At 52.3% G+C, this 13,972-nt stretch carries 11 protein-coding genes; 7 read left to right on the forward strand and 4 right to left on the reverse strand.

Annotation, left to right across the window (positions count from 1 at the left end):
• Positions 1–6 precede the first annotated feature (6 nt).
• Positions 7–2,883: a TrlF family AAA-like ATPase gene (locus AB5Y71_RS01475; RefSeq protein ID WP_368170826.1), complete on the reverse strand. Its 2,877-nt coding sequence runs from the start codon at positions 2,881–2,883 to the stop codon at positions 7–9.
• Between the two features lie 78 nt (positions 2,884–2,961).
• Here AB5Y71_RS01475 and AB5Y71_RS01480 point away from each other — a divergent pair, with 78 nt between their 5' ends.
• From AB5Y71_RS01480 to AB5Y71_RS01505, 6 genes are all read left to right on the forward strand, one after another.
• Positions 2,962–3,456 (forward strand): helix-turn-helix domain-containing protein, encoded by a 495-nt coding sequence (locus AB5Y71_RS01480; RefSeq protein ID WP_368170827.1) that lies wholly within the window; start codon positions 2,962–2,964, stop codon positions 3,454–3,456.
• A 166-nt stretch (positions 3,457–3,622) separates the two neighbouring features.
• Positions 3,623–4,372, forward strand: a complete 750-nt coding sequence (locus AB5Y71_RS01485; RefSeq protein ID WP_368170828.1) for a Tn7 transposase TnsA N-terminal domain-containing protein — start codon at positions 3,623–3,625, stop codon at positions 4,370–4,372.
• Entirely contained in the window at positions 4,326–6,275 is a 1,950-nt protein-coding gene (locus AB5Y71_RS01490; protein WP_368170829.1) for a Mu transposase C-terminal domain-containing protein, read from the forward strand. The genes AB5Y71_RS01485 and AB5Y71_RS01490 overlap by 47 nt, the downstream gene beginning before the upstream one ends.
• The gene (locus tag AB5Y71_RS01495; RefSeq protein ID WP_278991819.1) at positions 6,268–7,248 is read left to right on the forward strand and encodes a TniB family NTP-binding protein; all 981 of its coding nucleotides are present in this window, start codon (positions 6,268–6,270) and stop codon (positions 7,246–7,248) included. Before AB5Y71_RS01490 ends, AB5Y71_RS01495 begins: the two co-directional genes overlap by 8 nt.
• The gene (locus AB5Y71_RS01500; RefSeq protein ID WP_115544813.1) at positions 7,239–8,171 is read left to right on the forward strand and encodes a TniQ family protein; all 933 of its coding nucleotides are present in this window, start codon (positions 7,239–7,241) and stop codon (positions 8,169–8,171) included. Before AB5Y71_RS01495 ends, AB5Y71_RS01500 begins: the two co-directional genes overlap by 10 nt.
• A 592-nt stretch (positions 8,172–8,763) precedes the next feature.
• Positions 8,764–10,026, forward strand: coding sequence for a hypothetical protein (locus AB5Y71_RS01505; protein ID WP_368170830.1), 1,263 nt, complete (start codon positions 8,764–8,766; stop codon positions 10,024–10,026).
• Here AB5Y71_RS01505 and AB5Y71_RS01510 read toward each other — a convergent pair.
• The 3 genes from AB5Y71_RS01510 to AB5Y71_RS01520 form a co-directional block, all read right to left on the reverse strand.
• Positions 9,964–10,878, reverse strand: coding sequence for a DUF6216 family protein (locus tag AB5Y71_RS01510; protein WP_368170831.1), 915 nt, complete (start codon positions 10,876–10,878; stop codon positions 9,964–9,966). The genes AB5Y71_RS01505 and AB5Y71_RS01510 overlap by 63 nt on opposite strands.
• Positions 10,879–11,421: 543 nt before the next feature.
• Positions 11,422–12,381 carry a helix-turn-helix domain-containing protein gene (locus AB5Y71_RS01515; RefSeq protein WP_368170832.1) on the reverse strand — a complete coding sequence of 320 codons (960 nt, stop codon included), beginning with the start codon at positions 12,379–12,381 and terminating at the stop codon, positions 11,422–11,424.
• A gap of 91 nt (positions 12,382–12,472) precedes the next feature.
• Entirely contained in the window at positions 12,473–13,243 is a 771-nt protein-coding gene (locus tag AB5Y71_RS01520) for an MBL fold metallo-hydrolase (protein WP_368170833.1), read from the reverse strand.
• Positions 13,244–13,523: 280 nt separating this feature from the next.
• On the opposite strand from AB5Y71_RS01520, the gene AB5Y71_RS01525 reads away from it, so the two are divergent.
• On the forward strand, positions 13,524–13,937 hold the full coding sequence (locus AB5Y71_RS01525) for an Hsp20 family protein (RefSeq protein WP_005339298.1): 414 nt from the start codon (positions 13,524–13,526) through the stop codon (positions 13,935–13,937).
• Positions 13,938–13,972: the final 35 nt, after the last annotated feature.

The raw sequence follows: 13,972 nt of genomic DNA on the forward strand, positions 1-13,972 counted from the left end.
AAATAGTTAAATTTCTCTTCCCAAACGCAAGTAACGGCGTTCAAATGCCTCTTCTCCCCCTTCCATTACTTGGCAGACTTCTTTACGCATAGTTAGGTCCTGCAAGGAACCCGTGTGCTTCAAATGACATTGGTGATTAAAATCCAAAACATGAATTAGCTCTGCATCGCCATTGACCACTATATTGGGATTGTGGGTGACGATGATGAGCTGGCGACGCAATTTATTGGAACGAATCTGTTGAACCACTAGCCCATATATCAAGTGGTTATCTAGGTCGTCCTCTGGTTGGTCGAGCACCAGTGGCTCGCTGCCGTGTGCTAGTAGGAAGGCCAACATTGCAGCTGCGCGTTGCCCAGCAGACGCTTGTCCAATAGATTGAAAGTCTCTGCCATCCCCCTTGCGGCTGTATTCCACCTTTAAGCCATCTTCGGGAAACCAGCAAAGAATATGATCGATAAACTCTGGATGCTTATCGGTTTCAGCCTTCAAGAATTTGTTGAACCAACCACCAAATTCTGCAGAACCACTACAGGCACGTAATAGACGCTCTTTTTGTCCCAATAGTAAGTTTTCAAAGGTAGTTGTGCTCTGTATGCCTGGTTCTTTAACAAGCTCACAGGCATTTAGCAGATCTGCTACAAGGCCTTTTGGTGGTGCGCCATCTTGTTCTTGGTATAGATCATCCACGTACTTACCATCAGCGGTGCCAAGCACTTCTCGCAATGAGCGTTCAATTCCTTGCGCATCACGGCTATAGGGGATCAGCTCGATCTTCACGAAAAGGTTGTTCTGAAGAGTTGCTTGTAGAAATGCTTGGCGTTGCATGCTGATGGTGCGGCGAGCTGATAACACTGTTTCAAGTTGCTGTGTGACTTTTTCACACAACTCAAAGTGTTGTTTCTGCAATGCATCAAGACGTTTTATCTCGGTTTCAAGTCGCTGCTTTTCCTGTACTAGATGGCCGAACTCACTGGGGTCATTGACTCCTTGTTGTTGTAAATCGGCTCTGAGCTGATCGTAGGTAGTCTTGGATGCTCCAATTCGTGAGAACCAAGGGGATGTTTCTAGCTCATTCTTAAGTACTTGGCTGCGCACCAATAGCATTTCTGCCGTATTTTCGACCTCTTGTTTCGCCTTATTGATGTCGTCTTGTAATGCTTGAATGATATTTAGAGCAGGGTTGTCTTCGTTCGCATCGAAAAGTCCTTCCGGTAAGCCCTCTACTTGTAAGTTTGTAGCAATGCTCTTCAAGTAAGTTGCCAATTCGGCAGAGGCTTCAAACTGGCGTTCAAGCTCGCGGTTTTGTTGGCTGGTGTGCTGATAACTTTTCAATACAGCCGCGTGGTCAGCGCCCTCGAAGCGAGCTAGCTTTCGTTGAACGTCCTGTTGAGACAACACCAACGCATCGCGGCTTTGTAATTTGCCATCCAACTCGCGAATCTGCGCCCGATAGGTTAGGAATGTTCGTTTGGCTTCCTCAAATACTTCTTGCGATGTCTGAGTTCCTGCTGCGTCGTCGATTATCTTCAGCAGTGCCTGCTGGTTGTCGCCCGCCAAGGCTGCGATCTGCCCCTGGCTGTAAAGACGCACTGGAAAGCGTTGTTCGGTTACGGCTTGGCTGGGAGATGACTTGAAGTTGCCCGCAGTGACGTCCCATTCCTCCACCGCATTGCCCTTGCCCTCCTGTTGCCAGATCAGGCTATAGGGTGTGCCATCCCGCTGTACTCGCACGGAGATGGCGGTTTCTTTCAGTAAGCCCCCTTTGTCATTGCGGGTATTAGGAACCTTATTGAAACGGCTGAAGGTTTGTTCTGCTTCGGAGTCGGTCAATAGTGTTTTTAGATCATTTTCCCGTCGGTAGGCCAAGCGAAGGGCATGCACGATTGTGGATTTACCAGTGCCTCTTCCCCCTATAATTGCGTTGAAGTAGGGATTTAAAGGCAGAGTTGTGGCTGCTCGACCACGCCCCATATAGCGAGCTGAGCGAATCTCAATTGACTCTATGAAATGCTCTGGTGTATTAAAAGGGTCGAATCCTGTGGTCTCACTGCTATGTTGTACAGAAATGTCCTGCCCATCAAGAAGAGCAAGACGTAAGCCTTCCAAACTGGGCTTAGCCATCTTGATCCAGGTGTAACGGGATCCTGGAACTGCGTTACCTTGGAAGCTATGGCAGTCGCTGCCAACCACGCTAGCGAAGCGTAGCTTTAGTTCATCCAGCACCATAGGGGTGGGGCTCTGGGTTGCGACCCACTCCAGAGCGAGGATGCCGGGTTCTTGTAGCACTTGCTTGACTGTGTTGGCATCCAGCAAGCATTTGCGCGTACCGGGCTCAATCTGCAATAGTCCCTTTGCACAGTCCACATGTGCTGGAATAGCAATACCACCCGCGGCTAGAACTCGTTCTACGACATTTGCGGCTCCTTCACGGGTAACTCCATCACTATCACCGCGTGTACCGTTGTAATCTACTCTAACCAACAGATCGCTGATGGTTTGAGTAGTCGCAGAGGGATCGAATATAGCCAGTAGATGAAAGCCGCCCTGCACTGAAATCTCAACGCCAGGAAACAGGTGTAGTTCGCGAAACCCTACAGGGGGATTCCCTGCATCAGCTTGGCACTTCATGCTTGCATAGGCCGTTTTGAGCCTATCGATCCACTCACCGCTATTGTGATCAGTAATGGCTACACAGTCGATCTCAGCAGTCATATATTTTGTCAGCCAAGATTCGGGTGTCAGTTCATTGGGTGTACCAATGGCAGTTTGCCAAGCATTAGTGTCTTTGGATGCTGGTGTGTGTGTATGAAAGTCGAATTTCCACCATCGTGCGCCAGGGTAAGGCCAATGTTGATTCATTTTTTTCCTTATTTTGTTCACTATTATTCCTCCTTGTTTTCTACACCATAATAAAAAAACAAGTAACGATGACATGTTTCTGAATCAAAGAGCATTATTTTGATAATCAAAGTTCATCACATTGATTTAAAATGCTTTTTTTTGTTTTTTTTATTTTTTTTATCTAAGGCTTTCTATATTGTGGACATTAAATGCACAAATCTGGATCGTGTGTTTATGACTCCTTTTGGTATCTATCTTGAAAATCTTCGCCGTAGTCGTCGCATTCAGCAAAAGCAGCTCGCGGACCTGATGGGCATCAATCCTTGCTATGTAAGCACTCTTGAGCGAGGGCGTAAGGGGCCACCATCGGCAGAAGTGCTCAATCGGCTAATCAAGAACTTGAACTTATCTCGAGACGAGCAAGAAGGGCTGTGGCGCTCAGTTGAGCTATCAGAGATGACGTTCCGTTTGCCAGAAGGTATGTCTCAAGATGAATTTGAAATGGTCCACGATTTACGAAATCACTTAGGTACGCTGAATGACGACCAGGTGCTGATCATACGGAAGGTTCTTGGCTTGGGCGTCAACTCTCAGGAGGGTATTGCAATGTAGATATAACGGGACGCACCGGGTGGATTGTCCCGCTATTTGGCGCAAGTAATGGTACTCACGACGTAGGAAATCTAAGTATCTTCACTTGTCCTCTTGGCGTCAATCTGCCTGTCTAGACATTAATCCAGCTAGTTAACTTCATTACTCGCCAGAGTAAGGAGAACTTATGTCTTCAAAGAATACTGTTGTGCCATTTGGCACAAGGCAGGAGGCGCAGCTATGCCAAAAATCTGTGCGACAACGTAGAGATGTTCGCGTTCGTGAGCCGGTTCGGCCGACAACTGGGCGAGTTGTCGGGTTCTACCCGTCAACGAAGAACAACCGACTCGTTGCTTGGGAATCACAACTGGAGCAGAAAGCTTGTGCTCTCTTTGAGTTTTCAGCTGATGTGGTGAGTTATCGAGAGCAGCCGATCACAGTCTATTTCGAAAGTGATGGTCAAATGCGGCGTTATACCCCTGATTTTGAGCTGAGGTTTCATGACGGCAGATCGATGTACTTGGAGGTTAAGCCTTTTGCCAAGCTCCAAGGTGATGCTGTCAAAAGACGGTTTCAGCAGGTTGCAAGATTTTGGGGGATGCACGGCCAACAATTTGGCGTTATCACGGATATAGAGCTTCACCAACCTACCTTACAACGTAACCTGAAGTTACTCAGGGCTCATCAACGTGTTCATGTACCTGATGAGGTGTGGTTGCGAATCAGGCATTGGCTCCGGGCTATAGGTTCCGTCACTTTCGAGCAGTTAGCAGAGGTTTTGAACTCACCAGCACTTGTCTATGCGCTGCTCTCACAGCAAGCGCTACACACGGATCTTTTCTCACCTTTTTCTCCTGCCACAATTCTGTTTTTCTCGGAGGGTATCGGCCATGAAACTTGCCTCTTTTCATACCGGACTGCGCCTGACTTTGAATAGCACGCGATACCGCATCGATAGGATTCTGGTATCAGGAGAGTGCTACCTGGAGCGGCTGTCCGATGGCGGAGTTCTTGTTAAGACTAAGCCAGAATTGGCCGCTTTACTGGCAGCAGGAGAGCTGAGCATTGAGTCTCCCAACAACCGGGAGTCGAATTCCGATGCTGGATTGAGCTCCCGAGCTTCACGCGATTTAAAGGCGTTATCCAAGTCACAGCGCGAAGAGGTTCTGCGTAAGTACGAATACATCAAGGAGGCCATCAGTCGGCTTGGGAAGGAGCCTAAAGCGGCAGGTCTGGGGCCCGTTATCGAAACTGTTTCCGCTAATATTGGGGGAATCAGGCCCCCTAGCGCGACAACGGTTTATCGTTGGTGGAGGCGGTGGCTAGAATCCGGCCAAGACCTGATGTGTTTGGCCCCCCAATACCAAAAGCCTTCTACTCAAAGAAAATTCTCCAAAGACATGATGGATGAACTTCATGCACTCGTTGAGCGCTTATGGTTTTCTAGGGAAAAGCTACCCATACAGGCTGTCTACGATGCTTTTCGCCACCGTATCAACGAGCTTAATGCGGAGCGGCTCAAGCCGTTAAAGATTCCGAGCCGCGCCCAGTTCTACCGGATAGTAGATCAGATCGATAAATACGATGCCATGGCAGCCAGAGAAGGGAAGCGAGCCGCCGATAAGCATTTTCGGGCAACCGGCGCCGGGGCGGTTACACAGCACATTCTTGAAAGGGTCGAGGTCGATCATACCCCTCTGGATGTGATTGTTATTAACGAGCGGACAGGTCTGGCGGATGGCCGACCTACTCTGACCCTCCTGTTGTGCCGTCACTCACGTATGGTGCTGGGTTTTTCCATCGGGTTTGAGCCGCCCTCAGAGCTGTCGGTGATGAGGGCCTTACGTCACGCGATTCTGTCCAAAGCCTACGTCAAAGAGCATTACCCGGATATTTGCTATGAATGGCCAGCGTACGGGATTCCTCACACCCTGATCTGCGATAACGGTTTGGAGTTTCACTCCCATCAACTGAGGCGCGTCTGCGCCGAGCTCAATATTGAGCTTCAGTTCTGCCCCAAGCAGCAACCTCACTACAAAGGGGCCGTGGAGCGGTTTTTAGGCACGTTAAACCGAGCGGTCTGCCACCGTATCCCCGGTACCACTTTCTCTAACATTGTGCATCGTGGTGACTACAACTCCGCCGACATGGCACGGATCACTCTGGCTGATCTGAAATCGCTTATCCATGAGTGGGTTATCGATATCTACCACCAAGAGGTGCACAGAACCACGCATCGAATGCCAACAGCGATGTGGAAGGATGGACTCGATATGGTGGAGCCAATGTTGCCTGAGAGCCTGATGCAGCTGAACTTGATCCTCACCAAGGAAACGACCCGCCGACTTTCCCATCAGGGCGTTCAGGTCTATCACCTGTTCTATAACTCGGCGGAACTTGGGCTTTTGCGCATACGCTCGAATGCCCGGTATGACGTGTCGGTGCGCTACGACCCGGAAGATATGGGCGCGGTATGGGTTTATGACGAGTTGCAGGGGGATTACATCCATGTGCCCTGTACCAACCCTGACTACGCGGAAGGCCTGACGCTACGTCAACACGATCAGATCCTGAAGGACACTAAGCAGCGCGGACTGGATGAACAGGACGAGGAGGCGCTACTGGAGAGCAAGGCCAGGTTCCAGCAGAAGATTGAGGATCTGAGCCGCAACAAGCTGATTCGAGAACGTAAGAAAGCCGCCAGGGACGCCATGCCTGTTCCTCCTTCCTGGAGCTCAAACCCGGCACTGGAGCGCCCCAAGGAGTCTGATACGACCGCTGAGTCGCTCTTCGAGCCCCTGAACTTCAAGGTGGTGACGAGGGGGCAAGGCGATGACTGACAGCCTAAACATCCATCAGAAAATCGCTGAACTCCGAAAAGTTGTGATCTTCCACCCTCAATGCCAGGCGGCTTTCGATGCTATTCGGGATGCCTACTTGATGAGTGCCCAGGTAGGGCTTCCTCAACATCTGCTGTGCGTCGGCCAGTCCGGTACCGGCAAGTCGACGCTGAAGTCCCTGATATTCGATGAGTTTCCACCCGAACCACTGCCAGACCGCGAGTTACTGCCTGTGCTCTGTGTGGATACACCGTCGCAGCCAACCATACGCAATATGGCAGAAGCGATGCTGGTTCAGTTGGGGGAACCCTGTTTTATGCGCGGGTCTGCTATCGACAAGACAAACCGGATTCTCAACCTAATCAAAGAGAAGCAGGTGCGGCTGATCATCGTAGATGAACTCCAGCACTTCATCGACCGAGGCCGCCGCAGAGCGCCTTTGGAGGTTTCGGATTGGTTGAAGACACTGATTGATCAGTCCCAGGTCTCGACGGTGCTGATGGGCCTTCCGCGCTGTGAACAGATCCTCCAGGTAAACGAGCAACTGAGACGTCGCTATGGGCGGCGCCTGGAGTTGAATCCGTTCTCCATCGAATCGCCGCATGAACAGTCGATCTTTGCTGGTGTAATTACCCACTTCGATCAAAAGCTTGGTTTAAAGAGGCCCTTGCAGCTGGATGGTGACCTGTTAAGACGTTTCCACTTCGCCACAAATGGCATTATCGATTACGTCGTTCGGTTGATGACGGGGAGCTACGCCTGGGCTACTCAGCACTCTATATCCGCAATTGATCGCTCTGTATTAGAAAGAGCATTTGTCGATTGGGTGTGGCACGAAGGTAAGGGCGCGCTGAACCCCTTCAATGATGGGTTCCGTTGGAAGCGGCTCGATAGCCCCGGAATGCCATTTAATCTGTTCGAGCCTGCTTCTGCTGTACGGGCTTCCAAGACAGGAGGAGAGTCATGGAGTTGATCAAACCACCGCTGCATCCAGATCGCTTCCCGGACGAACTGCCTTATGGATATTTGAAGCGTCTGGCGGAACTGAATCAGTACGAAAGCCCAACCTGGTTATTCAGGAACCTGTCGTCACGATGCGTACTTCAAACCCCCGCGCTCTCCGTTGCTGAGCTATTAGCCGCTGATTGGGCAGGTAATCAGCCAACAGCTAGTGCCGTTGGTGCGAACACCCAACACCTCAGATATTGTCCGCTTTGCATCGCGGAGAGAGGCTATTGGCGTAGCGCTTGGCAAAGCTGGGTATCCTGCGCTTGCACCAAGCACCAAATCTGGCTGGTTGATCGGTGCCCAAGCTGTCATTCCCTGCTCCCATTGGCATCAACGAACCTATCGTACTGTGCCTGTGGTGCGCGGTTAGCTGACGCGCCTGCGGAGATAATCGATAGTCCCATCGAGCAAATGCAGCTGTTCCTGGATGAAGGATCTGTGCCGGACGGAGCGTATTCGATACTCCCCATGGAACACGGTCTGGATTACCCGGCCCGGATCGCGCTGATCAGCTTGTTGTGTAACTGGTTAGACTATCCGAAGCTCACGGTGCATAACTTCAATCGCGAGCTGAAGCAGTGCGGCACGGCGCGGATTCACCTTGTTAATGCCGCTGAGCTGCTGTTTCAGCCTGAGGGGTTGGATACCTTTCTGTTCCGCTTGTCTCAGCTAGATAGTCCCGAGTATTACACATCTCTCATATTGAAGTTTGTTCTGCGGCTGAATATCGACTTTCCACAACCGTGCTTCGACACCCTGAAGCACCAGGCTCTCAGCTACTGGGTGTATCTGAGAAAGGCCTTAGACCAGGAACAGGGCCGGTCATCCGATATCGCCGACCTATGGGAGTACGCCGAGTGGCAGGTGCTGCCGCATGACCCGAAGTAAGGGCCTGGAGGGTATGCGGGCACCAGTCATAAGTCACGGCTGTGCATTGATATACCCTCCGATCTATCCTGCCAGCTGCCCGGACGAGTCACCGATAGGTTATTTGGTTCGCTTAGCGGAACTGAATTGCTATGGCTCTACCCGCTGGATGTGCGCAGTGGGGCAACTACCGAGACTATCGGAGCTGCATTTATACCATGACCTGCTCGCAGGAGTGGGTTGGACTGGTTGGGGGACAGAAATGTCATCGATCTCGGCGGCGGTTTGTTTGGTCGATCAGAGCCACCGCCTGGGTCGCTTACGTTATTGCCCCGTCTGTATCAGGGAAACGCAACGATGGAAGGCTGCGTGGCATCTGAAAGCGTCAGTGGTGTGTGCTGAACATGGAGGCTGGCTTAGAGATACCTGTCCGGCCTGTAACAGCCCAATACTGTTCAAGGCTCGCAGTACCAAGCTTTGTAAGTGTGGCGCAGATCTATCTGAATCAGCCCTGTGCCTGGCCCCCGAAGCTGTAAGACGACAGCAAGGATGGTTGGAGCGAGGCTCTGTATCACGGGCTTTGATAGCCACAGGGCACAACCTGGATCTCCAAATGCGATCAGAGCTTATTCTGTTGTTTGCTCGTTTTGTCGGTCGTGACGGTATGGGTAAGACCGGCATCGATACGAGGATGCTTCATATGGATACGTCAGCCAACGTGATGACCCAAGTAGCAGATGCGCTGTTTGGTGGGACCGAGAGCTTTACCAAGTTCCTCAACACATCCTTTTCAGTGAGCGCCTCTGAGCAAGGAGAACGGCGGCTAAGTCGATTCTATAAAGCGTTCTACGGGTCTTTTGAGGATGGCTGCTTTGACCCCTACAAGCAACTGCTGGAACAGTATCTCAATGAGCACTGGCCAAAGGCTTTGAGCCGCCGGAACACACTCTTCAAGGATCGAACCATCCAGTCCCACCCATGGCTCGCGCTGCAAGCTGCTTGCCGGGAGTTCGCAGTTCCCAAATCCCACATGAGGCGTGCTATCGCGGACGATGATGTACGCAGTATGTCAGTACAGGGGCCAAAGCGAGAATCGGTACTGGTGTGGAAGCCGGACGTGGTGAGGCTCAAGGAATGGCTGACCGACACCCTAACCGCTAAGGATGCGGCTGACTATCTCGGCGTTACCAAGAAGCAGTTCGGACAGCTACGCCAGAATGGATATATCACATACCAGAAGGCACCAGGATCAACCTCCAGGGGCGTTTGGGCCTTTTCAATGGAGCAGTTGTCCGGGTTTCTGAAGTCGCTTGCTCACAGCAGTTCAGCACCTCTCGAGGCTATGACCATGAATCAGGCGCTGAGGCGGTTTCGAGCAGGGGTGAAAGAGCCGTTGGTGATCATCATTGAGGCGATCAAACAGGGCTCGTTGGGTGCATATGCGTCGAGCCCAAAGCCAACAATCCGGGAGCTGGTTTTCGATAGTCACCAGTTCGAAGATTGGTATCGGGAGCGATCTTCCAATTCTGAGCTCTTTTCGATAACCGAAGCCGCGAAGCGTATGGGGATTCATCAGGAGTTTGCTTACCAGCTCGCCAATACAGGTCTTCTTGAAACATATTCCAGCAACCATTCGTCAGGGCAACTGGTCAGCCAGCACTCGATAGACAAGTTCTGCTCGGAGTATGTCTTGCTGCGTGACCTGGCCCGAGAAGCCGGTCGGAGTTCGGCCAGTGTGATGAACGACTTGGCTTCTCGGGGGATTCAGCCGGTTGATGCTGTTTGGGATCAGCAGATACGGCAGAAAGTGTACCTAGCTAGCAACCTCAGAGGTTTCTTGCGTGGCTTCCGTATTTCGAGCGTTGGAGCTGGATGATTGTTCGTTGGCCTCGGCCTTGATCCGTTTCTTTTCCGCTAGATAGGTCGCGGCTTCAACAGCTGTCAGCCTTCGGAAGAGCTCAGTGAATGATGCAATTGCAAAGACTATGAATGGGAGAGCAAACACCAAGAATATTTTTTGACCTTTTATTATCTCGTCGATACGGGCCGCGTCGGATATGTTGGTGAACGAATCGCAAATGTTGGCGATGGTCTCTGTTTTCAGTTGAGTCTCACCAGCTACAGACTCTGCAATGAACGTTTTCTGTGTGCAGTTTTGTGCGGTTAACAGCCAGTCTTTGCTAAGGCTGTAGGGGGCATTGTACGCTCGGTCATGATCGAGCCAGATCCATTGAGATTCGTCTTTGAACTTGATCAATGCAGCATTCCTTATCCCAAGATCGAGCGATGGGACCGACGCCAAGGCAAGCGCAATCCCCAAAAACATAAAGCTAACAGCTTGGGTTCTAGTCGCTTTCTTTATTTCCAGTTTTTCAATGTCGAACCAGACCTTAAGGCGGGCGAATTTTTTATGGTCCAAGTCATATTCGTCGAACCATTTAATGAGTTTATGAGCATCCTCTAGCGATTTGGCTTTGAAGTTGAAAATCGCGTTAAAACGCTCAAGTTCCTTATTGCGTCGCCAGAATTCGGCAAGGGTATCGTCTTGGTATTCTGAGCGGCCAGCAAGTAATGCGTATAGTCTGCTTACAAAACCATATGAGGTTCCCGCTCTATAGTGGAAAAAAAGTCGCAATCCGAGAAAAGAGACTACGAGTATGACCATATTCAACAATGGGCCGGGTAAGCCCGAGATATCAATGTTCATTCCGAAATCGGATTCATCCATCACGTCAATTCCTTATGTATCATAGGGTTTCGAATTGGATAGATTACCGTGGCGCAAGTCTCAGAGGAATCGCTTCTGAGTGTTGGAGCTAAGGAGGTTACGAGATGAGTTATCGGCGTCTAACAGAGCAAGAAATAGAAGATCTCAGGAATGAGATGAAGCGGGCAGGCCAATGGGTGAAAGATGAGCTCAAGCACCGGAAGCAGAGTAAAAATTCAGATCTTCAGGAACCGAGCTCTCCAACTGACCCGAAACCGCTGCGGGAAAAGCCATAATCTCCTTGGAATTGCTCAAGTCATCAGGCATGTTAATAACAAACTGAAATTTAAGGCATTTCATGACTTATGAGATTTCGTAAGATTCATTGCAATATTGATGAGATTTTTCGTGTGCACGAAGTCCGATAAGTGGCTGTTTTCATTGAATGGTGATTTTCAGTAGGAGTGAGATCCGACACTGTCAGCTCGATATACAAAAGCCGCTCACAGGGAGCGGCTTTTTGTTTTTCTGACCACGTTCCACGTGAAACATCGAGTCTGTGTATCAGGGGTTTTGGCTGCGAAAAGATCGGCGCCACTCGCTGGGGGAGATGGTAAAGCGGGCGCGGAAGTGGTTGCGCAGGGAGGTGGCACTCTTGAAGCCGACCAGCTCGGCGATGCGATCGATGGAATGGCCGCTCACTTCAAGCAACTCTTGACTGCGCCTTAGCCGCTCCGCCAGCAGCCATTCACCCACCGAGAGGCCGGTAGCCTGATGAAAGCGGCGGGTAAAGGTGCGTCGACTCATCAGGGTGTGATCTGCCAGAGAGTCCAGGGTGTGAGGCTCGGCCAGATGGGCACGCAGGTGGTCGAGCAACTGGTTCATCCGGACATCGCGGGTGGAGGTGGGCACCGGCTGCTCGATAAACTGGGCCTGACCCCCTTCCCGGTGGGGCGGGATCACCAGCCGCCGCGCCACCTTGTTGGCGATGGCCGAGCCGTGGTACTGGCGTACCAGATAGAGGCAGCAGTCCAGCCCGGCGGCAGTGCCTGCCGAGGTGACCAGCCCCTCGTCATCCACATAGAGGGCGTTGGTATCGAGCTGCACGCAGGGAAAGCGGTGGCAGAAATCCTGCTCGTACTCCCAGTGGGTCGATGCCTTGCGACTATTGAGCAGCCCGGCGTAGGCGAGCACATAGGTGCCAAGACAGAGCCCGACCAGTCGGGCACCTCTGGCTCTGGCGGCAATCAGGGCATCGAGCAGCGCTGCGGGTGGCCGTGCTGCCGGGTCGTGCCAGAAGGGGATGACGATGATCTCCGCCTCGGCCAGCACCTCCAGCCCATGGGGAGCCTGAATGATGAAGCCTTGTGCCGAGTGTGCGTGGCGGTTGCCATCGCCGCAGCAGATCTTGAGCTCGAACAGCGGCTGGCCCGGCAGGATATCGCCGAAGATGAGGCAGGGGACGGCGCAGTGAAAAGGGCTGAAGTGATCGAAGGTCACCACGGCAACGATCGGGGTGGGCATTATGTTGGCTCCTCTCTGTGCGCAGACCACTCATCATAAGCGTCTGGCAGTGAAAGCCGAAGGGCCATGTCTAGCATGGCCCTCCTGCGGGTCACAGTGATATCGCCTCTCCATCTTCTGGCACCCGTACCCGATCCATCATGCCCCGTTCCGCCAGATAGTCGCACAGCTCCTGGCGTGACAGCACGGCGTGGTTGACCGCCTCCATATGGCTGGCGATCAGCGTGGCTTGCGGTGCGGCCTGATAAACGGCGGCGACATCCTCCTTGCCCATGATGATGGAACCGAGTCCGGGCACCTGTGCATCGCCGCAGTTGAGGATGATGACCTCAGGCTGATGCTGTTGCAGGGCTTGCTCGACCGTGGGATGCCAGATGGTATCACCGGCCAGATAGAGGCACTGCTCATCGGGGTGGGAGAAGACCACGCCGCATACCTCTCCCATGCGCTCGCCCAGTACCGCCATCAACTGGTCGCTGCCGTGTTGGCCACCGGTCTGCTGCAGGCGAATGCCGGCAAACTCGGGCTGGTCGCTCAGCAGGCGCACATCCTCAAAGCCACTGGCACGAATGGCATCGGCATCCTTCTGATGTTGCACCAAGAGCGGCAGATGCATGGGGATCAGGGCTCTGGCTGCGTCATCCCAGTGGTCGGGATGGTCGTGGGTGACGATAATGGCATCCACATCGACCAGCTCATCGATCGGTAGCGGCAGCTCGACCAGCGGATTGCGTAGATGGCTGTTGGCGGTGCCCTCAAAGCCGGGGAAGGCTCCCTTGGCCGAGAGCATGGGGTCGATCAGAAAGCGGGTGCCGGCATAGTCGAGCAGCAAGGTGGCGTTACGAACCTGAGTAATCTTCATGAGATGGCTCCATGTTGGCTGGTGGATATGCAACCAATTATGGAGTGCGGAGCGCATTGCCATCAGTGGCCCACGGATCGATTATCATCACTATCGGGCCAACAGGTTGATGTTCTACAGGTCGGTGCGGCCATTTAAAAAATTTGAAAAAATCCCCTTGAAAGGAAAAAGTGAGCCCCTATATAGGTAACAAGGCCGGAACGCTCGACAGAGGTTTCGACCAGGCGCCCGTCCATAAGGAGGGAAAACAATCCGTTATCGCTCATAAGAGGGTAATACTATGCGTTCTATCGACTTTTCTCCGCTCTATCGTTCTGCCATCGGTTTCGATCGTCTGGCCAATCTCATCGAATCTGCGGCCAGCAATGGCAATGCTGGTTATCCCCCCTACAACATCGAGCAGCTGGGTGACAACGACTACCGCATCAGCATGGCGGTGGCGGGCTTTACTCAGGAAGAGCTGGAGCTGAGCTTCCAGGAAAATCTGCTGACGGTGAAGGGCAACAAGCAGGCCGACACCGGGCGCAACTATCTCTATCAGGGGATCGCCGAGCGTGGTTTCGAGCGCCGCTTCCAGCTGGCCGACTATGTGCGGGTGAAAGGGGCCGACCTGAAAAACGGCTTGCTGCACATCGAGCTGGTGCGTGAAGTGCCCGAGGCGATGAAGCCGCGCAAGATTGAGATCAACGGCTGATAGCCTGAATTCACTGAAATTTTAAAATTTCCCGG

Origin of the sequence: Aeromonas sp. R9-2 (assembly GCF_040908025.1) — a bacterium.
GTDB lineage: Bacteria > Pseudomonadota > Gammaproteobacteria > Enterobacterales > Aeromonadaceae > Aeromonas > Aeromonas veronii.